This is a genomic window from Halocynthiibacter sp. SDUM655004, from assembly GCF_026015885.1.
Taxonomy (GTDB): Bacteria; Pseudomonadota; Alphaproteobacteria; order Rhodobacterales; family Rhodobacteraceae; genus Falsihalocynthiibacter; species Falsihalocynthiibacter halioticoli.
The window spans coordinates 1,155,555-1,176,430 of sequence record NZ_JAPDUG010000001.1 but is presented as its reverse complement, the minus strand read 5'-3'; the positions used below and the strand labels follow the sequence as shown (position 1 = coordinate 1,176,430).

Here is a 20,876-nt window from a genome sequence, read left to right as displayed (position 1 = left end):
ACCCAAAGGAGCGCCTATGCCAATTGAAACCCACCGGTTCGCCGGCCATGATGGCTCAAGCCTCGCGGCACGGCTCGACACGCCGGAAGGGCCGCATTTGGCCACCGCAATTTTTGCGCATTGCTTCTCTTGCGGCAAAGACATCCGCTCCGCCAAACGCATTTCGTCACGGCTCGCATCCATGGGGATCGCGGTGCTCCGGTTTGATTTTACTGGGTTATTTGGCTCTGAAGGGTCATTCGACCAAACAAGTTTCACCAGCAACGCCCAAGACCTCGTGGCGGCGGCGGCCTATATGGAGTCTCTCGGAATGCCAGCCTCCATGCTCATCGGCCATTCGCTTGGCGGAGCGGCGGTGTTGCGCGCGGCCCAAGAACTTCCAGACATCCGCGCGATCGCGACACTTGGCGCGCCTGCTGATCCAGCGCATGTGACGCATTTGTTCGGCCCCGCTCTGGAGGAAATCGAGCGCAACGGCTCTGCTCAAGTTTCACTCGGCGGCGTTCCTGTCAACGTGGGCGAAGCATTCCTGCAAGACCTCAAGGGCCCTGCGCTCCTGCCGACTCTTAAAGACCTGAAAGCCGCGCTTCTTGTGCTTCATGCCCCGCGCGACGAAATCGTCAGCATCGACAACGCTGCTGAAATTTTCATGGCCGCTCGCCATCCCAAAAGCTTCATAACGCTCGACACAGCCGATCACATGCTCACCGATGCGGCCGACGCCGAATATGCCGCAGAGATGATCGCGACATGGGCAGGACGCTATATTGACCTATCACCACCTGCCCCGCCCATCGGCGCGCCCGAAGGCGTTGTGCGCGTCACCGAGGCCGACCACGACGGATTCTTGCAAGACATTTCCGCAGGGCCGCATCACCACATCACAGCCGACGAGCCGCTCGCCTATGGCGGCACCAACAAAGGCATGTCACCCTATGGTTTGCTCAGTGCGGCGCTTGGCGCGTGTACGTCGATGACTTTGCGGATGTTTGCGCGCCGCAAGAAATGGCCGCTTGCCTCTGTTTATGTGGATGTGACTCACAACAAGGTCCATGCCCAAGACGCAACAACCTGCAACACCAGCACCGAAAAGATCGACCGCTTTACGCGCCGCATTACCCTCGAGGGGCCGCTCGCGCCGGAGCAATCCGCCCGCCTGCTTGAGATCGCAGATCGCTGCCCCGTGCATCAAACGCTTGAACGCACATCTGTTATCGAAACCGTTCTTGCCGAAGTCAAAACCGATAACTAATCGGCGCGGCTATAGCGGCTCACCATCACATAAGATTTGCGCGGTCCCGTAACCCGCCAACGGGCCACCCATTCTGGCCAGTTACGAAAATCATAGGTCACAACATAAGTGTCCGGATCACAGAAATGCCGTGCCTGCGGCGCATGTTCGGGCGTGGCAAGATCAATCTCGTGAAAGGCGCGGCCATCGTCAAAACGCACATCGATTTTCCTCTCCTGCGGCGCACCCCGCCAAAGATAGCGGCGCTCTGCCTGCATCCGCGTTCCGTTGCTTAATAGAGTGCCTGCCTCAACATAAGACAGCCCGCTCGATACCTCCGAGAACACGGCTTGCCCGCTAAACTCACCGTGCAATTTGCCGTCAAATCCGCGAATCTCACGGTCAATCTGCCAAACACCCGCAAAATCCGCCAATTTAAGCGAAAAACCCACGCCATTTCCCCTGTTATCCGGCGCGCTCTCTTGCCGCCAAAGCCCATGCAGTCTAAGAGAAGCCGCGCGCCTCTGCCATGTCTGTTTACGAAAAAAGGCTACCCCATGATCCCACGTTATTCCCGCCCCGAAATGGTTGCTATCTGGTCTCCTGAAACCAAGTTCAAAATTTGGTACGAGATCGAAGCCCACGCCTGTGACGCCCAAGCTGATCTGGGTGTGATCCCGCGCGAAAATGCCGAGGCCGTCTGGAAAGCCAAGGATGTTGAATTCGACGTGGCCCGCATTGACGAAATCGAAGCCGTCACCAAGCACGACGTCATCGCTTTCCTCACACATCTCGCCGAACATGTGGGCAGCGACGAGGCTCGCTTTGTTCACCAAGGCATGACAAGTTCCGACGTTCTGGACACCTGTTTCAACGTCCAGCTTGTCCGCGCTGCTGATATTCTGATTGCCGATGTCGAAAAACTACTGGCCGCCCTCAAACGCCGCGCGCTTGAGCACAAAATGACAGTCCGCATCGGCCGCTCCCACGGCATCCACGCCGAGCCAACAACCATGGGCCTCACCTTCGCGCGCTTCTACGCCGAGATGGACCGCAACCTCGCCCGTCTCAAAACCGCTCGCGAAGAAATCGCAACTGGCGCGATTTCTGGCGCGGTCGGCACATTCGCCAACATCAACCCAGCCGTCGAAGAACATGTTTGCAAAGAGCTTGGCCTCAAGCCCGAGCCGATCAGCACACAGGTTATTCCACGCGACCGCCACGCCGCATTCTTTGCCGCACTCGGCGTTGTCGGCAGCTCGATCGAGAATATCGCAACCGAAATCCGCCACATGCAGCGCACCGAAGTTCTTGAGGCCGAAGAGTTCTTCTCCAAGGGTCAAAAAGGCTCCTCCGCGATGCCCCACAAGCGCAACCCTGTGCTGACCGAAAACCTAACGGGCCTTGCCCGCCTTGTGCGGATGTCGGTAGTGCCTGCGATGGAAAACGTTGCCCTCTGGCACGAGCGCGACATCAGCCACTCTTCGGTTGAGCGCAACATCGGGCCAGACACCACAATCACCCTCGACTTCGCGCTTGCGCGCCTGACTATGGTTGTCGACAAATTGGTGATCTACCCAGATAACATGCTGGCAAACATGAACAAATTCCGTGGCCTCGTGATGAGCCAACGCGTACTTCTTGCCCTGACCCAAGCGGGCGTAAGCCGTGAGGACAGCTACAAGCTTGTGCAGCGTAACGCGATGCGCGTGTGGGAAGAAGGCAAGGATTTCAAAACCGAATTGCTTCAGGATGAGGACGTGCTGAAAGCGCTGTCGCCCGAAGAAATCGAAGAGAAGTTCGACATCGGCTATCACACCAAACACGTTGACACGATCTTTAAGCGGGTCTTTGGCGAGTCCTGATCCAAACGGAAATCTATGCGAATTGAGGGGGCTTAACGGCCCCCTTTTTCATTCAAAGCTCGGATATGGAAATTTCTACTGACAGTTTTCATCAAAATTGAGTGGTTGCCTATTTTTGTCGGGGTGATTTTAACGCTGCCTTAAGACAAGACATGCCAACCTGCTCACATCCTGAATGGAGACCTACGTGAGTACAGAATTGGCCTCTCTTGATGATCTTGGCACACCGCCACTTGACCTGCCGCCGGACCTTCCTTCGCCTGCGGATAACATCCCCATGGCAACGCCGCTGTCATCGCCAATGTCCCCACCCGCGCAGGCAGAGGCCGGAAACGGGCACAGAGCCAGTTTCTCGCAATCAGATTTTCCAAGCCCGGACCAAACCGCAATCTTGGCGAGCCTTTCACGTGGACAGAAAGCCGCTATCATCGTGCGGGTTTTGCTGGCCGACGGCGCGGATTTGCCAATTTCCGATTTCCCCGAGGACCTGCAACACAGTCTAACCCGCAGCATGGGGAGCCTCAAGAGCATCACACAAGAGACGATGGTGGCCGTGGTTGAGGAATTCATTTCCGAGATCGACAATGTCGGCATGTTCTTCCCGGGCGGGTTAGATGGCGCGCTCAAAATTCTTGAAAACAGTTTGTCGCCTTCCATGGTCACGCGGCTCCGCCGTGAGGCTGGCGGTGTTTTCTATGGCGATCCGTGGGAGAAAATCGTCGATCTACCGACTGAAATTCTGCTCGACGCCATGCGCAACGAAAGTATCGAAGTTTGCGCCGTTATGCTCTCCAAGCTCGACGTGTCCCGCGCTGCGGAACTGCTTGGCCTAATCCCGGGAGCGCGAGCACGGCGCATTGCTTATGCCGTGTCGCTTACCAAATCCGTCACACCCGAAGCCGTGCGCCGCATTGGGATTTCGCTCGCACAACAGCTTAACAACCAACCTCCTGTGGCTTTTGATGATGATCCGGTGGACCGCGTCGGTGCGATCTTAAACTTCTCACAATCCCGCCGCCGCGATGAGGTTCTGGACGGATTGGAGCAAGACGACAGCGACTTCGCCGCCCGCGTCCGCAAGGCCATATTCACATTCGCCAACATCCCGCAGCGTATTTACGAAGGCGACATGCCCAAGATCATCCGTGGGCTGGATCAAGCGGACCTCGTGACCGCGCTTGGCTACGCCAGACAAACCGGCGAAGAGGCCGCTGTCGATTATATCATGCAAAACATGTCAAAGCGTTTGGCCGCTTCGCTTAACGAAGAGATCGGTGAGCGCGGCGAGGTCGGCGAAGCAGATGGCGAAGCCGCCCAAGCCAAGGTCGTTGCCATGGTGCGCCGTCTTGAATCCACTGGTGAAATTTCGCTTCGAATGGATGACGCATAGTGTTGGAAGGAGCCGACGCGTTTTAGGTGAGTAGATCAAACAACGGAGAGTTTACTCAAAGCTCTGCCCTTTTACGCATTTCGCAGCCTTGTTCATCCACAAGCGTGGCACCAAACCATCAACCAATTCATGCACAATCCCTTTTTCGGCAACATGCCCACAGACAAGTCATGACCGTTACGTCAAATCCTCTTGAGGGTTAACGCAAGAGCGCATATGTCTGCTGTCGAACACGGCCCAGAGCCGCTTAAGGAGCCGCAATGTCATTCTGGAAAAAGGCATCATATTTCATTCAGTACATCGTGTTCTTGATTATCATCGAGGGTACGAGAATTTTGCCTTTCAACACCCGCCGGAATGTCGTTGGGTGGATCACAGCACATGTTATTGCTCCGATGGTCGGCTGGCCGAATGCCATCAAACGTAACCTCGGCTATATCTTCCCTGACATGTCTCCTGAAGAGATGAAGCCAATCGCAACCGAGGTTTCCCGCAACGTGGGCCGCACGATTTGCGAGAACTTCTCCGGCAAGGACTTCCGCAAGTTTGTGGCGGATATTCCGATGCAGGGCGGCGGCGTCGAAGACCTTCGCGAAGCGGTGGAAAACAAGCGCCCTGTTATTCTCGTTTCGGGGCATTTCGGCAATTACGATGCCATTCGCGCCAAACTTGGCGTTGAAGGCGTTGCCGTTGGCGCGCTTTACCGCCCGACCAACAACGAATTCTTCAATCCGTACTATGCCCGCCGTCTTGAGGAAAACAATGCGCCCCTCTTTGGCCGTGGCCGTAAAGGTCTGGCTCAAATGCTGAAATTCCTGCGGCAAGGCAACACAATCGCGATCCTGAACGATCAGCATATGTCAAAAGGCGCAAAGCTGAAGTTCATGGGAAAGCGTGCAAAAACTGCTGTCTCCGCCGCTGAAATGGCGTTGAAATACAATGCCTTGCTGATCCCGGTTTACGGTGTCCGCAAAAACGGCGGGCTGGATTTCGATATCATCATCGACCCGCCTATCCCGCACTCCGAGCCGCTCGAAATGACTCAAATGCTCAACGATAGCCTTGAGAAACATGTGCGCGAGAATTTGGGGCAATGGCTCTGGGGGCACACGCGCTGGCGCTTTAAATCCTAAGCGCCGCGCGGGACTTACTTCACCTTAGCAGCGGCAAGGATTGGCCCATGGCTGCCTTGCTGAACGATGACAGCAACCGGATTTTCCGTGTTCAGCTGCACCTTAGAGCTTAACGCGTCAGTGCCGCTCCACTCCTTCACCTTCACCCAATCGGTGACCACATTGGCATAGGTGATGCTGCGGCCCGCGTTTTCACCGCGTTTGATATTCACAGTTTGCGACGGCGCATAGACTGCAACCTGCACAGTCATCTTCTCGGGCTTCGCAGACGTAGCCTTGATCTCGAGCATGTTGCCATTGCGCGTTGCGGTCATCTGAACTGGCGATTTCTGTTTTTTATGAGCTTTGATCGCAGCTTCGACCTCTGCGGGTTTACTGCCGATCACATGATCAAGCCCGCCGATGACCATCTGCGGTGTGTAAATCATCCGCTCCCCTTTCGCGCGGGCATATCCGCGCTGGCGGTCGGTAAACTCTGGCTTGGCAAATTCATCGGCCCAACCGATGTAGTCCCAATAATCCACATGCAAACCAAGCGCGATCACATCATAGCGCGTTGCCAAATGCGACAACATCTCATCCGCAGGAGGACAGGATGAACACCCTTGTGAGGTATAAAGCTCAACCACAACTGGATCGGCAGCGGCGCTCGTATACGTAAACGGTACAAATGCAACTCCAAGCGCCGCAATGCCCATGCGCAACGCCTTACCGAGTCGCTTATTCAGCGAATCTTCCATTACTCGTCCTTTGATCCCCATTCCCCCCGTTTTAGACAATCACCTCGCAAAACCCTAATCAACCATTCGAGAGCACTCGCAATAATAAGAACACGTATTCGTTTCAGAATGCGTAAAGAATGCGCAGTAACAGAAGCCGTGCATTTCCGCGACGCACGCTGTTCGTTCCTCCCGCCAAGAAGGCTGATCAAATGCGCGTGTGAAATCGCAGCTATCTGTGGCGCCACCTTGATAAACACTGCGGATTGCTTCAGAAATTGCGCTAGCGATACCCTGTTATTTCAAAAGGGAGGCCAATATGCCCATTACAGTCGGACACGATACCGCCAAAACCCGTAAAATGCTTAGCGCGGGTGGTAAATCCATTTCCTATTACTCCATTCCCGCCGCGACCGAAGCCGGACTTGGCGATTTTTCCAAGCTTCCCGCTGCGCTCAAGGTGGTGCTTGAAAACATGCTCCGCTTTGAAGACGGCAAGACTGTTACTTTGGACGACATAAAAGCCTTCGCGGAATGGGGCGCGAACGGCGGCAAGAACCCGCGCGAGATTGCTTATCGCCCTGCCCGCGTGTTGATGCAGGATTTCACCGGCGTTCCGGCCGTGGTTGACCTTGCGGCGATGCGCGACGGGATCGTTGCCCTCGGTGGTGATGCAGAAAAAATCAACCCGCTCAACCCCGTGGACCTCGTGATTGACCATTCGGTTATGATCGACGAGTTCGGCAATCCGCGCGCGTTCCAGATGAACGTGGACCGCGAATACGAGCGCAATATGGAGCGCTATACCTTCCTCAAGTGGGGCCAGTCGGCGTTTGACAACTTCCGCGTTGTGCCTCCTGGCACTGGTATCTGTCATCAGGTGAACCTCGAATACCTCGCTCAAACCGTATGGAGCGACACGGACCAAAACGGCGAAGAAGTTGCCTATCCAGACACGCTCGTCGGCACAGACAGCCACACGACAATGGTGAATGGCCTTGCGGTTCTGGGTTGGGGTGTTGGCGGCATCGAAGCAGAAGCCGCGATGCTCGGACAGCCAATTTCTATGCTCATTCCCGAGGTTGTCGGCTTTGAGCTGACAGGCGAAATGGTCGAAGGCACAACGGGCACCGACCTTGTTCTCAAGGTTGTGGAAATGCTCCGCGAAAAAGGCGTTGTCGGCAAATTTGTCGAGTTCTATGGCGCGGGACTTGACCGCCTACCCCTCGCAGATCGCGCAACGATCGCCAATATGGCTCCAGAATATGGCGCGACCTGTGGCTTCTTCCCGATTGACAACGAAACTCTGCGCTACCTGCGCACGACAGGTCGCGATGAAGACCGAATTGCGCTTGTCGAAGCCTATGCAAAAGAGAATGGTCTATGGCGCGGTGCAGATTACGCGCCCATTTATACTGATACGCTTCAATTGGATATGAGCACAGTCGTCCCTGCGATTTCCGGTCCGAAGCGACCACAAGATCATACTCCGCTTGATCTAGCCTCAGATGCCTTTCTGAAAGTTGTGAGCGAATATCGGGGTGTTGACGCCGAACCCGCCGCTGCCGAAATGGCCTCGGAAGGCCCTGCGCCAACCGCGCCAACCGATCCGCGCAAATCGCATGCCGTTAAAGGAGAAGATTACAGTTTACGGGACGGATCAATCGTAATTGCCTCAATTACATCCTGTACCAACACTTCAAACCCATATGTGATGATTGGCGCTGGCTTGGTGGCGCGCAAAGCGCGTGCGCTTGGCCTAAACCGTAAACCATGGGTTAAAACCTCGCTCGCACCAGGGTCGCAGGTTGTTTCCGCCTATCTTGAGGCCGCAGGTTTGCAGGAAGATTTGGACGCCATCGGCTTTAACCTTGTTGGCTATGGGTGCACCACCTGCATCGGAAACTCCGGCCCCATCCAAAAGGAACTGAGCGACGCGATTGCCGAAGGCGATCTCATTGCGACGTCTGTGCTGTCGGGCAACCGAAATTTCGAAGGGCGCATCTCGCCGGACGTGCGCGCCAATTACCTCGCCTCTCCGCCTTTGGTCGTGGCCTATGCGCTTACAGGTGATATGAATATCGACCTGACCACCGAACCGATTGGCCAAGACAAAGACGGAAACGACGTGTTCCTCAAAGATATTTGGCCGAGCACACAGGAAATCGCCGAACTGGTTGAAAGAACCGTCACGCGTGAGGCCTTCCAAAGCAAATACGCCGATGTTTTCAAAGGGGATGATAAATGGCGTTCGGTAAATACCACAGATAGCCTCACCTATGATTGGCCTGCGGCGTCAACCTATATTCAGAATCCACCCTACTTCCAAGGGATGAGCAAAGATCCAAGCGAGATCACAAATATCAAAGACGCTCGCGTACTCGCGGTGCTTGGCGATATGATCACCACAGACCACATTTCTCCTGCTGGTTCCTTCAAGGAAACAACGCCCGCTGGGCAATATCTCACTAACCATCAGGTTCCTGTCCGCGAGTTCAACTCCTATGGATCGCGGCGCGGCAACCACGAGGTCATGATGCGCGGCACATTTGCCAACATCCGCATCAAGAACGAGATGCTCGACGGCGTTGAAGGCGGCTACACCAAAGGGCCAGACGGGCAACAAACATCTATCTTCGATGCCGCTATGGCCTATCAAACGTCCGACACCCCACTGGTGATTTTCGGTGGCGAACAATATGGCGCCGGCTCTTCCCGCGATTGGGCGGCCAAAGGGACGGCTCTGCTTGGGGTGAAGGCGGTCATTGCCGAGAGTTTTGAACGTATCCACCGGTCCAACCTCGTTGGTATGGGTGTGATTCCGTTTGAATTTACCGGTGGCGACACCCGAAAATCACTCGGCCTTACAGGTGACGAATCTGTTTCGATCATGGGTCTGGATTCGGTCGAACCGCTCCAAGATGTGCCCTGCGAGATCACGATGGCTGACGGAACTGTGAAAAACATCACCCTAAAATGCAGAATCGACACCGCAATCGAGGTTGAATACATCGAGCACGGTGGTGTTCTTCACTATGTTCTGCGCAACCTCGCAAAATCATAAATCATTGATATAAAAAGAATAAAGCGCCCCAACCTACAGATGGGGCGCTTATCATATGCATTGCCTTGAATATGGAAACAGTGTATTTCTGTGAAAATAATGTGGCAAGACTGTGGCGTTGTAGAACTGTTAACCGAATTTCGTTAGCCTAGTCATGTAACCAGTACGAGTGAGATTATTTAATGGCACCTTCTTTTGAACTTGCTGCTTTTGTTTTGTTGGCCCTTGTCGGTAGTTGGCCGCTCTAACACTTCTTAAATCTACCTGCGCTTCAACCCACGCTCGGAGTCCCGACGTTTGAAGCGATATAGCCTTAACTTCACATAATTTGGTGGTCGGCATTCAGTCGCCTCGCGCAAGCGCGGGCAATTTCTGATGAGTTTTCAATCGTCTGAAATACGGCAGCGTTCAAATTGGGTTTACAGCGCAGCAATCACGCGCGGAATGCAGCGCTCTATAACTACGAAAAAATGTGGCGCTTTGGGGCCAAAGCAGCGGAGCAATTACTTCGCGGCCTCTTCCATCGCAGGGCGGATCTTACTTTCTAGAACCGTAGGATCAATTGGCCCCGCAAACCGTAGAACCACATTTCCCTCTCCGTCTACCACAAAGGTTTCCGGAACGCCGTAAACGCCCCAATCCCGCGCCGTTACGCCGGTTGTATCAGCACCAAGGGCAGTGAATGGATTGCCAAGCTCGGCCAAGAAACGTTCTGCGTCTTCGGGTTTGTCTTTGTAGTTTACGCCATAAAGGGTCACGCCCTCTTCAGCAAGCTGCTCAAGCTGCGGATGCTCCGCTCGGCACGGTACACACCAACTCGCCCAGAAGTTCACCAGCTTCACACCGGACGCAGCCAGATCCTCTCCATCAAACGAAGGCGATTGCGGCATCGGCGTTGTGGTTAATTGCGCGGCGGGCTTCCCAATCAGGGTGCTGGGCAACGCATCAGCGTCTTCTTTCTGCATACCAATGTAAAAGGTTGCGGCAAGCCCTGCGAAAATCAGCGGCGGCAATACTGCAATAACCGGAAATTTAGCCATTTTTCTTCTGATCCTTGTTGCGTCCTTCGACGTCTTGAAGCTGGGCCTTTACGCGGCGGCTGCTCCAGAGCGTCGACAGAATAAGCCCCGCCAACAAAAGGCCGGTCACTGCATAGGCGAGCAAAACCTCGACAACATATTTCCCGAGTTCAGGCATCATGCGGCGCGCTCCCGTGCAAGAAGCGCGTTCATCCGGCGCTTGCGGATTTCGGTTCGGGTTCGGATCAAGAGCAGGCTCACAAAGAGCGCCACAAATCCGGCCATGCAAACATAAAGCGGCAGGGCAAAGGCGTTGTGCACATTCTCCTGACGGTCAAGCGATAGGCTCGCCCCTTGGTGGAGCCCCTGGTTCCAGAACAACACCGCATAGCGGCTCAGAAGCGCAAAGACAGAGCCAACGAGACACAGAACAGAGGTAAGGTCTGCGGCTGTATCGGGGTTATCAATCGCCGCCCAGAGCGCCACATACCCGAGGTAAAACAACAGCAGGATCAGGAAGGACGTTAGCCGAGGATCCCATTCCCACGCCGTGCCCCACATCGGCTGCCCCCAGATCGCACCCGTCAGCAGCGCAATGACTGTCATGACAATGCCGATAGGCGCAGCGGCCTTCGCGGCAAGTGCGCTCACGTGGTGGCGGCGGACGAGCCAGATCAGGCTCGCGATCAGCATCATCAGCCACGCGTTAATCGCCATCAATGCAGAAGGCACATGCAGAAAGATGATCTTGACGGTCGAGCCTTGGCGGTAGTCATCCGGCGTAAAGAAAAAACCCCAGATCACACCCACAACCAGCGTGACAACGGCCAGCGCAATCACCCACGGCAGAACGGCGCCGGATGTGTGCATAAACTTGCGCGGATTTGCGTATTCCCAAAGTGACATGGCCGGACCTTATTTCGCCTTTGTTTGTTGCGCAATCACCCTACACAGATTTGTGTTAGCGCAGGTTGATACGGATTGCCGCAGCCGCCGCCAGTGGCAGCAACGCAAGCGCCGCAAGAGAGATCGCCGCGAGGAATAGAAGCGGCACACCGGCCTCCATTCCACGCATCCCCCGCCGCAGGGCTTCGGCGCCGAAAATGAGAGTTGGCACATACATCGGCAGCACGAGCAATGAGAGAAGCAGCCCGCCCCGCTTGAGGCCAACAGTGAGAGCAGCGCCGAACGTCCCGATGATCGACAACGCCGGCGTACCAATGGCGAGCGTCACGAGCAGCCAGAAATAGCCGTCTTGCGGCAAGTTCAGCAAAAGCGCCAGCACAGGCGCAATTAAGGTAAGCGGCACGCCCGTTGTGATCCAATGGGCCAACGCCTTAACCACCACAACGCCTTCAAGCGGCAGCGGCGAGGTTGCCATCAGGTCAAGCGAGCCATCGTCGTAGTCCAGCGCAAAAATCCGATCAAGCGACAGCAGGCAAGCCAGAAGCGCCCCGACCCAAAGGATACCTGGCGCAATGGTGCCAAGCACCGAAGTCTCGGGCCCAACCCCAAAAGGAACAAGCACAATCACGATCAGGAAAAACGCCAACGCCAGCCCGAACCCTCCGCCAGAGCGCATGGAAAGCCGAATATCGCGAAGCAAGAGGGCAATCATAAGAAGGCCTCGTCAAATTCGGGCGCGTTTTCTGTGGTGGCTTTGAACGGTGTCAGGTCAAGCACTTTGGCGTCGAACCCGAGGTCGATATGGGTCGCAATCAAGGCAGAGCCACCGCGCGCCAAATGATCTTGAACTACGCGGGCGAAATTGGCGGTTGCAGCGGCATCAAGAGATACGGTTGGTTCGTCCATCGCCCAAATATTTCGCCCCGTAACCAGCATTCGCGCCAGGCCCAGACGACGCTTCTGCCCCGCAGAAAGGTTTTGCGCAGCGCGGTTGCGCAGCTCCACAAGGTCGAAGGTCTCAAGGGCAGCATCAATGCCGCTTGCGCCAAAAACACTGGCCCAGAAGCTAAGGTTTTCGGCCACGGTCAGCGTGGGTTTGACCCCATCGGCGTGGGAGGCATAGGCGATTTCATCTGTTGCTGCTCCGCCATTGGCCATCCGCACTACGCCAGATAGAGGCGGTTGCAGCCCTGCGATACAGCGTAGAAGCGTGGTTTTGCCAATGCCATTTGGACCCCGCAAAAACAGAGCTTCGCCAGCGGGCAGCGCAAAATCAACGCCCGCCAAAACCGGAACGCTGCCGCGCTGCACTGCTACTGACTGAACCTCAAGTGTCATGGGGGTTGGGTATCCTATCGCGCAAAAATCGCAAGCGTTTTTACGCCGCACCCTATGTTAAGACACCGGAATTGCGGCAATTCCAACGCGCCGCCCTTCGGAAAGCAAAACGTTATATGTCCGACAGGCCGCAGGGGTCGCCATAAGTTCCACGCCAATGCCCGCAGCTTCAAGCGCCTGTTTCAACGGTTTGGGCAGATATGCGATCTCTGTCCCTGTGCCAAAGAACAGCACATCAATGTTCCCTGCTTCGGCCACGAGCGCATCGCTATCCTCATAGCCGCCCCATTCGATCCGTCCGGATGGCATAATCGCCATCGGACCCTCAACTTTCTCGCCACCAATACGGAAAAATCCTGGGCCGTAGCCGTCAACAGGCAGCAGATCACCATATGATACTTCGGTAAATTTCATGGCCGCACCCTAGCCCCAAATCGGCAGCCCGACAAGCACCGCCCCTGCGACAATGAGATAACCGACAATACGGTAGTGGCGCTCGTATTTCGGTACGAAAAGCGCTTGTCCGAAGAGCGTTCCGATCATGTATACCGGCACAAACAGCAGCCCCAGGCCAAAGGACTCAACTGAGTACAGTCCTTGCAGATAGAGGATTGGGATTGTCGAACTGCTCACGATAACCAGAAACGTCAGGATATTCGCCCGCGTCACACGCGCGGGGGCCGTGCCAGACAGGTTAAACAGGATCACCACAGGGCCAAAAAGCCCCGATGCGCCGCCAACAACGCCCGCCGCGCCACCAATGCTCGCAAGAGCACGCGGCGTTTCGCCAACGGTCCGACGCCACCCCAAAACCATCGCTACGAGGGTCACAAGCACCAGCAGCGTGATAAGCCAGCGCAGAAAAACTGGATCGCCATACCGCAGGACAAAGATCCCCGCCAAAAGCCCCGCAAATGCTGGAAGGACCATGGTAATGGTGCGCCGCTTCTCGCAGTCGCGCCACGCGTTTGGCAGTACCGTAAAGATGGAGCCGATGGTGGTTAGGGCAAACGAAGTCACAACCATATGTGGCGACACAAAGGCCGCCGCGACAGGGAAAAAGATGAGCCCGCTACCGAATCCGGCAAACCCCATAACAATGCCCCCAACCAAAACGGCAAGGATCATTGGGATCAGCCCCGGAACTTCAAGAACCGGGGCGAAGACCTCAAGCATCAGGATTTGCGAATTGTGTTCCGGCTTCGGAGTCTTTTTTGCTCCAGTCGCGCTTCACATCTAGGCGAAGCAGGATCGCGGATGCCACGAATACCGAGCTATATGTCCCGACAACAACGCCCCAGATCATTGCGAACACAAAGCCTCGAATCACGTCGCCGCCAAGCACAAACAACGCAATCAGCGCCAGAAGCGTGGTGACCGAGGTCATCACGGTGCGGCTTAGGGTTTCGTTGATTGATAGATTCAGAACCTCACGCAGCGGCTTGGTTTTGTAGCGGCGCAAGTTTTCGCGCACGCGATCAAACACGACCACAGTATCGTTGAGCGAGTAGCCCACAATTGTCAGAAGCGCGGCGATAATCGCCAGATCGAACTTGATCTGAAGGATGCTAAAGACACCGATGGTAAGCACCACGTCATGCACGAGCGCGGCCACAGCACCGACCGAAAACTGCCACTCAAACCGCAACCAGATATAGAACAGCACCGCAGCAATCGCCGCCACAACAGCCAGAACAGCCGTTTGCACCAACTCGCCCGAGACTTTCGGGCCAACGGACGTAACTTCTGGGAATGTCAGGGTGTTATCAACGGCCAACAAAGCGTCTTTGACTTGGGCCAAAACGTCAATCGAAACAGCCTCTGCGCCCTCTTGAGCTTGGATGCGGATTTGCGACGCATGCAATTCAGGTTGGGTCGGGTCAAAAATCTCTGTGATCGTCACATCGCCAAGGTTCAGGGGCGTCAGCGCGTCACGATATGCGCCAACATCAACGGCAACCTCAGAGTCGGTACGGATCGTGGTGCCGCCCTTGAAGTCGATACCGAAGTTCAGACCCATCGTGAAAAACAGCACGATCGACACAAGACAGGCGATCGCAGAAGCGCCGAGTGTCACTTTGGTGTGCTTGAAGAAATCCCAATGGCTTTCGGAAGGTACAAGTTTCAAACGCATGGCTTAGACCTCGATTGTTTTGGGACGGCGACGTTCGAACCACATCACAATGATGAGGCGCGTCACGAAAATGGCGGTAAAGACCGATGTGATGATGCCGAGGCCGAGGGTGATAGCAAACCCTTTGACCGGACCGGAGCCCATGACAAACAGGATGGTCGCGGTGATCAACGTGGTGATGTTGGCGTCTACAATCGCGCTCAGAGCTTTTTCATACCCAAGCTCGATGGCGCGCACAGGGCCGCGCTTGGCCTTGAGTTCCTCGCGGATCCGCTCGAACACAAGCACGTTGGCGTCAACCGCCATACCGATGGTCAACACGATCCCCGCAATACCCGGAAGCGTCAGGGTCGCGCCAAAGATCGACAGCAGGCCGAAGATAAGCCCGACGTTGATGATTAGTGCAATGTTGGCGAAGACCCCAAAGGTGCCATAGGCCAGCACCATAAACACCAGCACGCCCACAAAAGCGACGATACAAGCGATACGCCCTGCATCAATACTGTCTTGCCCAAGCTCTGGGCCAATGGTGCGTTCTTCAAGGAAGGTCATCTTGGCGGGCAAGGCCCCTGCGCGCAGGAGGATCGCCATCTGGGTGGTTTCTTCGACGGTAAAGTTACCGGTGATGATACCAGAGCCGCCAGAGATATGGCTTTGAATGGTCGGTGCGGAAATGACTTCCTCGTCAAGCACAATGGCGAAAGGAGAGCCGATATTCTCGGCGGTATAGTCGCCGAACTTGCGTCCACCGGATGCGTTAAACGTGAAGGCCACGGCGGGGCGACCATTCTGGTCAAACTGCGGCGACGCGGTTGTGAGGTCTTCGCCCGTTACAACAGGTGTTTTCTCAAGAACGTAGAAGATGCCCTCTTCGTCAAGGGAAGGATAGAGCAACTCGCGTGAATTCACGCGCTCGCTGTCGCTGCTGGTGCGGCGAACAACGGGGTGGAAGGTCAGCTTGGCAGTGGAGCCAATCAGCGTTTTCAACTCCTCCGCAGAGCCGATGCCTGGCACCTGAATAAGAATGCGATCTTCGCCTTGGCGCTGGATGGTCGGCTCGCGGGTCCCTGCGGCATCTACACGGCGGCGGACAACCTCAAGCGAGGTGCCCATTGTGCGCTCATCCGTGGCGAGTTTCTCGGCTTCGGACAAGGCGACCTTCAGCAAATCGCCATCGGCGGTCACCTCAAGATCGCTTTGCCCAACACCTGTGAGCGTCACAACCGGACGCGACAGCTCGCGAACGAGCTCCATCGCACGGGTCATATTCTCAGGGTTTTGCAGACGGACATGCAATTCGCCAAGATCATTCTTGACCTCGCGGATCGGGCCGACATCGCCAGCCCGCAGCGCATCACGCACTTCGGGCCACATGCCGTCCATACGGTCGGCATAAACTTCGGCCAAATTTACTTCGGCCAGCAAATGCGCCCCGCCCCGAAGGTCGAGGCCCAGATTAACCAGACCAGACGGAAGGAACTCCGGCCACAAACCGGCTGCCTCCTGATCGGCGGGCGTACCCACCCCTGCGTCAATCGCCTTGTGGGCGTCGTTGAAGCTTTCGACCCGAGGGTAAAAAGCATTTGGCAGGGCGAAGAGCAATCCAACAGCGCAAAGCGCCCAGATCACAACTCGCTTCCAGAAAGCGATTTGAAGCATAATGTCCGTCCGTCGTCGTTGCTTGGCCGCCTATAAATGCGGCCCTGTCTGATCGGCTTAGTTGTTTGCAGGCTCTGTTTTATTGAGAACCTGTGCAATTGTGGTCTGTACGACGCGCACTTTAACGCCTTCGGACAGTTCAACCTCAAGCTCGTTGTTGTCTTTGACTTTGGTGACCTTACCGATCAACCCGCCTTGTGTCACAACCTGATCGCCACGCTTAAGAGCGGACACCATATTTTTGTGCTCTTTGAGCTTCTTTTGCTGGGGGCGGATCATGAGGAAATACATGATCGCGAAGATCAGGATCAGCGGCAAAAATTGCATGGCTGCGCCTGCGCCACCACCAGCGGCCTGAGCATAAGCGGGAGTTACGAGCATTAGGGTCGTCCTTTTCTTTGTGTGTTAGCGCAAAATGCACCACGAATTCTGGCGCGCACCCTATATGTGGCCCAAATGCTTGGCAAGGTGGCGCGACTGCATTTCTCCCTTTCCTTCAAGGGAGGTTCTAAGGCATATGGTGCGCACGACGCATAGATCAACACAAAGGACAGACGACATGCACGACATTCGCCAAATCCGCGAAAACCCCGCCGCTTTTGATGCCGCTATGGCTCGCCGTGGGCTGTCGTCTCTCTCCGAAGAGATCCTTGCCCTCGACGCTGCCCGCCGCGAAAAGATCGCCGCAGCCGAAGATGCCCTTGCCACACGCAACAAAGCCAGCAAGGAAGTCGGCGCTGCAAAGGCCCGTGGGGATGAGGAAGAGTTTGAACGCCTGCGCGCGCTAGTTGCCGAGAAAAAGGCAGAGATCGCGACTCTGGAGGAGGAAGCCAAAGCAGAAGACGCCAAGCTGCGCGATCTGTTGATGGGTTTGCCAAATGCTCCGGCTGATGACATTCCTGACGGCGCGGATGAAGACGATAACGTCGAAATCCGCCGCTGGGGAACGCCACGCGAGTTCTCGTTCAAGCCAAAAGAACACTATGAAATCAAAGCCGTACAAGACGGAATGGATTTCGAAACCGCCGCCAAACTCTCGGGCAGCCGCTTTGTTGTGCTCTCGGGTGCTGTGGCGCGGCTACACCGTGCGCTTGGGCAGTTCATGATCGACACACATATTGATCAACACGGCCTGACCGAAACCAACACGCCGGTTTTGGTGCGCACCGAGATGATGGAAGGCACAGGGCAACTACCGAAATTCGGCGAGGATAGCTATCAGACCACAAACGGTTGGTGGCTCATCCCGACGGCTGAGGTGACGCTGACCAACATCGTCAACAACACGACGATCTCGGAGTCCTATTTGCCACGCCGCTATGTTGCGCAAACGCAATGTTTCCGGTCGGAAGCCGGCTCTGCTGGGCGCGACACAGCGGGCATGCTTCGCCAGCATCAGTTCGAGAAAGTCGAAATGGTCTCGATCACACGCCCAGAAGACTCAGAGGCGGAACACAAGCGGATGACAGAATGCGCTCAAAACATTCTTGAGGCGCTTGGCCTGCCCTATCGCACGGTTGTTCTCTGTACGGGGGATCTTGGTTTCGGCATGAAACGCACCCACGATATGGAAGTCTGGCTTCCTGGGCAGGACCAATATCGCGAAGTGTCTTCGGTATCGCTTGCGGGTGACTTCCAAGCGCGGCGGATGAATGCACGCTATAAGCCCGCCGAGGGTGGCAAGCCGGAATTCGTCCATACGCTCAATGGCTCTGGCCTTGCGATCGGACGGACACTGATTGCGGTTCTGGAAAACGGACAGGAAGAGGACGGCTCCGTCACCCTTCCCGCTTGCCTGCACGCTTATCTTGGCGGCAAGACGCGCATCACTGCCGAAGGCGAATTGGTCTAGGCAATACAAACACGTCCATTAAGAGGCCCGCAGTGCATTTCACACTGCGGGCCTTTTTTCTCCCCTTAGAGGTCTTAGAACCTCCAGGACGCTCTTAGTCCAACGCTTGTTGCGTCTGCGTCAATGCCAGACCCAGCGATGTCTTTGAATTCATGCTGGAGCACTTCCAAGCCAATCACGGTTTGTGGCGCGATCTCATATGCGGCACCAAGGCCCAAGAACCCGCCCCACTCGTCTCCGAGGCCATCAACATTGACCTGAGCAGAACCAGCCGCGACATAAAGCAATGTCGAGCCTAGGTCGTAACCAGCAGTAACCTTCAAGCGCATCACGCTGTCCGCAGTCACAGCACCGGGAACAAGCTCAACATCAGCAGCGTCATACTCGAATTCACCGCCAAGAACGGCCTCGCCCAAGTCAAAGCGATATCCAGCGTGGACACCGAGTGTGGTGCTATTGCCATCGACACCGTCAAGGCTTGTATCAATACTTAGGTTGCCAATTCCCCCACCGGCATAGAAGCCGGACCAATCCTGAGCGAGCGCCGAAGTTGTTGAAATTGCCAAAACGGCCGCGCCCAATGCAAATTTGTTTTTCACTTTTGCCTCCATAATTGTGGCTCGAGCAAAACAACTTGCCCGAAGTTTCAGTACTCCAACTACGAGGCCGAGCTCATGTTGGATCAATTAAGGGCGTGAATTGATGATGACGTTTTCGTGAGGTCTGTGAGATATCTGGAAAATCGCGATTTAGGTGAGAGCATCGTGAAACGAGATTAAATGCTGTCGTCTGAGGTAGGTCGGGTGGCAAGATCAATACAACAAGCTGATCGAACAGGCGCCCCTGTCCCTCCCAATTAATATTAAGCTAGGGATTGGGTATGCCACCTCCAACGGTTCACCACAATTGGCGGAAACCTGCGAGATCGGCGCACAGCAACGGCGGGCTACTGCATAGATTGACGCCCCATTTCACCATGCTCCAAACGCAAAAAAGCCCGCGCAACGCACGGGCCTTTTCGTTGATCATCTGAGCAGTCGTTATTCGTCTGCTGCCCCTTTGCCGAGGTGCTTGCGCAGGCGGCTTGGGGTGGATTTTTTGCGATCCTTGTAGGGGTTCGCGGCGGCTTGGCTACGCATATAAAGCCTGATCGGCGTTCCCGGCATATCAAAGTCTTCTCGCAACCCATTGATAAGATAACGAGAATAGCTTTCGGGCAGTTTCTCCGGATGCGAACACATCACAACAAACCCCGGCGGGCGGGTTTTGGCTTGTGTCATGTAGCGCAGCTTGATCCGACGGCCACCCGGTGCGGGGGGCGGATGGGCCTCCATCATGGCCATGAGCCAACGGTTCAATTGGCTGGTGGTGACGCGGCGGTTCCAGACCTCATGAGCGCGCATGATGGCGTCCTGAAGGCGATCCATACCACGGCCCGTTTTGGCCGATACGGTCACCAAAGGCGCGCCGCGCAATTGCGGCAAGAGGCGCTCGAAGGATTCACGCAAGTCTTTGAGTTTCTGTTGTTTATGCGGCTCAACGTCCCATTTGTTTACAGCTACGACAACAGCCCGCCCTTCGCGTTCGACAAGGTCGGCGAGACGCAAATCTTGTTGCTCGAACGGGATCGCCGCATCAAGCAGTACAACAACAACCTCGGCAAATTTCACCGCGCGCAATCCATCGGATACCGATAGTTTCTCGAGCTTTTCCTGAACCTTGGCGCGTTTACGCATTCCGGCCGTATCAAAGAGGCGAACAGGCACGCCATTCCAATCCACCTGTACCGAAATCGAGTCTCGTGTGATCCCTGCTTCGGGGCCGGTAAGAAGACGATCCTCGCCAAGCAACTGGTTGATAAGCGTGGATTTTCCTGCATTCGGGCGGCCAACAACCGCAACTTGTAGGGGCTTGGCTTTGGTCGGAACGCGCGGGGCGTCCTCATCCTCGTCCTCGTCGATTTCAACGTCTGTTTCTGGCTCGAAACTTTCCTGTTTCTCGGCAAGCTCGTCCGCAATTGGTGCGAGCATTGTATAAAGCTCGCTTACCCCTTCGCCATGCTCCGCAGATAGGCTTAGCGGATCGCCAAGACCCAGCGAATAGGCTTCCAGCGCTCCGGCTTCACCGGCTTTGCCCTCGGCCTTGTTCGCGGCAAGGATAACGTGATCAGCCCGCTTGCGCAGGATATCGGCAAACACGCGATCTGTTGCTGTGACCCCTGCCCGCGCGTCGATCATAAAAAGGCAAACATCGGCCATATCAACCGCGCGCTCGGTCAGTGCCCGCATCCGCCCCTGAAGGCTTTCGTCGGTCGCTTCTTCAAGTCCCGCCGTATCAATCACGGTAAATTTCAAGTCGGCAATCCGCGCCGCACCTTCGCGCAAGTCGCGCGTCACGCCGGGTTGGTCGTCGACCAAGGCGAGTCGTTTGCCAACAAGGCGGTTAAACAACGTGGATTTCCCAACATTTGGGCGGCCCACGATGGCAAGGGTAAAGCTCATATCATGCTCCAATGCACGGATCAGACGGCTCCGTATCACGATACGGGGCGCGACTTAAAGCGTTT

General features: G+C 55.7%; 20 protein-coding genes. 6 read left to right on the top strand and 14 right to left on the bottom strand.

Translation table 11 applies throughout. From position 1 onward, the window contains the following. The first annotated feature begins 16 nt into the window (after positions 1 to 16). Positions 17 to 1,252 (top strand): bifunctional alpha/beta hydrolase/OsmC family protein, encoded by a 1,236-nt coding sequence (locus tag N9C89_RS05755; RefSeq protein ID WP_263952882.1) that lies wholly within the window; start codon positions 17 to 19, stop codon positions 1,250 to 1,252. Here N9C89_RS05755 and N9C89_RS05750 read toward each other — a convergent pair. Then, complete coding sequence (locus N9C89_RS05750; RefSeq protein ID WP_263952881.1) at positions 1,249 to 1,683, bottom strand: DUF6314 family protein; 435 nt, start codon at positions 1,681 to 1,683, stop codon at positions 1,249 to 1,251. The genes N9C89_RS05755 and N9C89_RS05750 overlap by 4 nt on opposite strands. Before the next feature lie 105 nt (positions 1,684 to 1,788). On the opposite strand from N9C89_RS05750, the gene purB reads away from it, so the two are divergent. The 3 genes from purB (at position 1,789) to N9C89_RS05735 (ending at position 5,619) form a co-directional block, all read left to right on the top strand. Further along, the gene (purB, locus tag N9C89_RS05745) at positions 1,789 to 3,096 is read left to right on the top strand and encodes an adenylosuccinate lyase (RefSeq protein ID WP_263952880.1); all 1,308 of its coding nucleotides are present in this window, start codon (positions 1,789 to 1,791) and stop codon (positions 3,094 to 3,096) included. Between the two features lie 187 nt (positions 3,097 to 3,283). Continuing rightward, on the top strand, positions 3,284 to 4,486 hold the full coding sequence (locus tag N9C89_RS05740) for a flagellar motor switch protein FliG (protein WP_263952879.1): 1,203 nt from the start codon (positions 3,284 to 3,286) through the stop codon (positions 4,484 to 4,486). Between the two features lie 260 nt (positions 4,487 to 4,746). Further along, on the top strand, positions 4,747 to 5,619 hold the full coding sequence (locus N9C89_RS05735; protein ID WP_263952878.1) for a lysophospholipid acyltransferase family protein: 873 nt from the start codon (positions 4,747 to 4,749) through the stop codon (positions 5,617 to 5,619). A 14-nt stretch (positions 5,620 to 5,633) separates the two neighbouring features. Here the strand turns inward: N9C89_RS05735 and N9C89_RS05730 are convergent, their stop codons facing one another. Then, positions 5,634 to 6,359 carry a DUF1223 domain-containing protein gene (locus N9C89_RS05730; RefSeq protein ID WP_263952877.1) on the bottom strand — a complete coding sequence of 242 codons (726 nt, stop codon included), beginning with the start codon at positions 6,357 to 6,359 and terminating at the stop codon, positions 5,634 to 5,636. 298 nt (positions 6,360 to 6,657) lie between these two features. On the opposite strand from N9C89_RS05730, the gene acnA reads away from it, so the two are divergent. Then, positions 6,658 to 9,402 carry an aconitate hydratase AcnA gene (gene acnA / locus N9C89_RS05725; RefSeq protein WP_263952876.1) on the top strand — a complete coding sequence of 915 codons (2,745 nt, stop codon included), beginning with the start codon at positions 6,658 to 6,660 and terminating at the stop codon, positions 9,400 to 9,402. A 503-nt stretch (positions 9,403 to 9,905) separates the two neighbouring features. On the opposite strand, the gene N9C89_RS05720 is transcribed toward acnA, so the two are convergent. Genes N9C89_RS05720 through yajC form a run of 10 tightly spaced genes read right to left on the bottom strand, consistent with a single transcriptional unit; the run spans position 9,906 to position 16,839 of the window. Next, positions 9,906 to 10,442: a DsbE family thiol:disulfide interchange protein gene (locus tag N9C89_RS05720; protein WP_263952875.1), complete on the bottom strand. Its 537-nt coding sequence runs from the start codon at positions 10,440 to 10,442 to the stop codon at positions 9,906 to 9,908. After that, positions 10,435 to 10,602 (bottom strand): heme exporter protein CcmD, encoded by a 168-nt coding sequence (ccmD, locus tag N9C89_RS05715; RefSeq protein ID WP_263952874.1) that lies wholly within the window; start codon positions 10,600 to 10,602, stop codon positions 10,435 to 10,437. Before ccmD ends, N9C89_RS05720 begins: the two co-directional genes overlap by 8 nt. Continuing rightward, a complete protein-coding gene (locus N9C89_RS05710) occupies positions 10,599 to 11,327 on the bottom strand; it encodes a heme ABC transporter permease (RefSeq protein WP_263952873.1) in 729 nt (242 codons plus the stop codon). The genes ccmD and N9C89_RS05710 overlap by 4 nt, the downstream gene beginning before the upstream one ends. A 55-nt stretch (positions 11,328 to 11,382) precedes the next feature. Continuing rightward, on the bottom strand, positions 11,383 to 12,039 hold the full coding sequence (ccmB, locus tag N9C89_RS05705) for a heme exporter protein CcmB (protein ID WP_263952872.1): 657 nt from the start codon (positions 12,037 to 12,039) through the stop codon (positions 11,383 to 11,385). Continuing rightward, positions 12,036 to 12,665 (bottom strand): heme ABC exporter ATP-binding protein CcmA, encoded by a 630-nt coding sequence (ccmA, locus tag N9C89_RS05700; RefSeq protein ID WP_263952871.1) that lies wholly within the window; start codon positions 12,663 to 12,665, stop codon positions 12,036 to 12,038. Before ccmA ends, ccmB begins: the two co-directional genes overlap by 4 nt. Before the next feature lie 57 nt (positions 12,666 to 12,722). Next, entirely contained in the window at positions 12,723 to 13,079 is a 357-nt protein-coding gene (locus tag N9C89_RS05695) for an Mth938-like domain-containing protein (protein ID WP_263952870.1), read from the bottom strand. A gap of 9 nt (positions 13,080 to 13,088) precedes the next feature. Further along, positions 13,089 to 13,841, bottom strand: a complete 753-nt coding sequence (locus tag N9C89_RS05690) for a sulfite exporter TauE/SafE family protein (RefSeq protein ID WP_263952869.1) — start codon at positions 13,839 to 13,841, stop codon at positions 13,089 to 13,091. Beyond that, positions 13,834 to 14,799, bottom strand: coding sequence for a protein translocase subunit SecF (gene secF, locus N9C89_RS05685; RefSeq protein ID WP_263952868.1), 966 nt, complete (start codon positions 14,797 to 14,799; stop codon positions 13,834 to 13,836). The genes N9C89_RS05690 and secF overlap by 8 nt, the downstream gene beginning before the upstream one ends. Before the next feature lie 3 nt (positions 14,800 to 14,802). Beyond that, complete coding sequence (secD, locus tag N9C89_RS05680) at positions 14,803 to 16,458, bottom strand: protein translocase subunit SecD (RefSeq protein WP_263952867.1); 1,656 nt, start codon at positions 16,456 to 16,458, stop codon at positions 14,803 to 14,805. Positions 16,459 to 16,515: 57 nt separating this feature from the next. Beyond that, on the bottom strand, positions 16,516 to 16,839 hold the full coding sequence (gene yajC, locus N9C89_RS05675; RefSeq protein ID WP_263952866.1) for a preprotein translocase subunit YajC: 324 nt from the start codon (positions 16,837 to 16,839) through the stop codon (positions 16,516 to 16,518). 178 nt (positions 16,840 to 17,017) lie between these two features. On the opposite strand from yajC, the gene serS reads away from it, so the two are divergent. After that, on the top strand, positions 17,018 to 18,310 hold the full coding sequence (gene serS, locus N9C89_RS05670) for a serine--tRNA ligase (protein WP_263952865.1): 1,293 nt from the start codon (positions 17,018 to 17,020) through the stop codon (positions 18,308 to 18,310). Between the two features lie 74 nt (positions 18,311 to 18,384). Here the strand turns inward: serS and N9C89_RS05665 are convergent, their stop codons facing one another. Next, positions 18,385 to 18,909: a porin family protein gene (locus N9C89_RS05665; RefSeq protein ID WP_263952864.1), complete on the bottom strand. Its 525-nt coding sequence runs from the start codon at positions 18,907 to 18,909 to the stop codon at positions 18,385 to 18,387. Positions 18,910 to 19,350: 441 nt separating this feature from the next. Continuing rightward, the gene (der, locus tag N9C89_RS05660) at positions 19,351 to 20,811 is read right to left on the bottom strand and encodes a ribosome biogenesis GTPase Der (RefSeq protein ID WP_263952863.1); all 1,461 of its coding nucleotides are present in this window, start codon (positions 20,809 to 20,811) and stop codon (positions 19,351 to 19,353) included. Positions 20,812 to 20,876: the final 65 nt, after the last annotated feature.

Excerpts from the sequence above, each read along its gene's own strand:
- N9C89_RS05755 (WP_263952882.1), top strand. The coding sequence starts at position 17 with ATGCCAATTGAAACCCACCGGTTCGCCGGCCATGATGGCTCAAGCCTC.
- purB (WP_263952880.1), top strand. The coding sequence starts at position 1,789 with ATGATCCCACGTTATTCCCGCCCCGAAATGGTTGCTATCTGGTCTCCT.
- N9C89_RS05735 (WP_263952878.1), top strand. The coding sequence starts at position 4,747 with ATGTCATTCTGGAAAAAGGCATCATATTTCATTCAGTACATCGTGTTC.
- N9C89_RS05730 (WP_263952877.1), bottom strand. The coding sequence starts at position 6,359 with ATGGAAGATTCGCTGAATAAGCGACTCGGTAAGGCGTTGCGCATGGGC.
- acnA (WP_263952876.1), top strand. The coding sequence starts at position 6,658 with ATGCCCATTACAGTCGGACACGATACCGCCAAAACCCGTAAAATGCTT.
- N9C89_RS05720 (WP_263952875.1), bottom strand. The coding sequence starts at position 10,442 with ATGGCTAAATTTCCGGTTATTGCAGTATTGCCGCCGCTGATTTTCGCA.
- ccmD (WP_263952874.1), bottom strand. The coding sequence starts at position 10,602 with ATGATGCCTGAACTCGGGAAATATGTTGTCGAGGTTTTGCTCGCCTAT.
- N9C89_RS05710 (WP_263952873.1), bottom strand. The coding sequence starts at position 11,327 with ATGTCACTTTGGGAATACGCAAATCCGCGCAAGTTTATGCACACATCC.
- ccmB (WP_263952872.1), bottom strand. The coding sequence starts at position 12,039 with ATGATTGCCCTCTTGCTTCGCGATATTCGGCTTTCCATGCGCTCTGGC.
- ccmA (WP_263952871.1), bottom strand. The coding sequence starts at position 12,665 with ATGACACTTGAGGTTCAGTCAGTAGCAGTGCAGCGCGGCAGCGTTCCG.
- N9C89_RS05695 (WP_263952870.1), bottom strand. The coding sequence starts at position 13,079 with ATGAAATTTACCGAAGTATCATATGGTGATCTGCTGCCTGTTGACGGC.
- N9C89_RS05690 (WP_263952869.1), bottom strand. The coding sequence starts at position 13,841 with ATGCTTGAGGTCTTCGCCCCGGTTCTTGAAGTTCCGGGGCTGATCCCA.
- secF (WP_263952868.1), bottom strand. The coding sequence starts at position 14,799 with ATGCGTTTGAAACTTGTACCTTCCGAAAGCCATTGGGATTTCTTCAAG.
- secD (WP_263952867.1), bottom strand. The coding sequence starts at position 16,458 with ATGCTTCAAATCGCTTTCTGGAAGCGAGTTGTGATCTGGGCGCTTTGC.
- yajC (WP_263952866.1), bottom strand. The coding sequence starts at position 16,839 with ATGCTCGTAACTCCCGCTTATGCTCAGGCCGCTGGTGGTGGCGCAGGC.
- serS (WP_263952865.1), top strand. The coding sequence starts at position 17,018 with ATGCACGACATTCGCCAAATCCGCGAAAACCCCGCCGCTTTTGATGCC.
- der (WP_263952863.1), bottom strand. The coding sequence starts at position 20,811 with ATGAGCTTTACCCTTGCCATCGTGGGCCGCCCAAATGTTGGGAAATCC.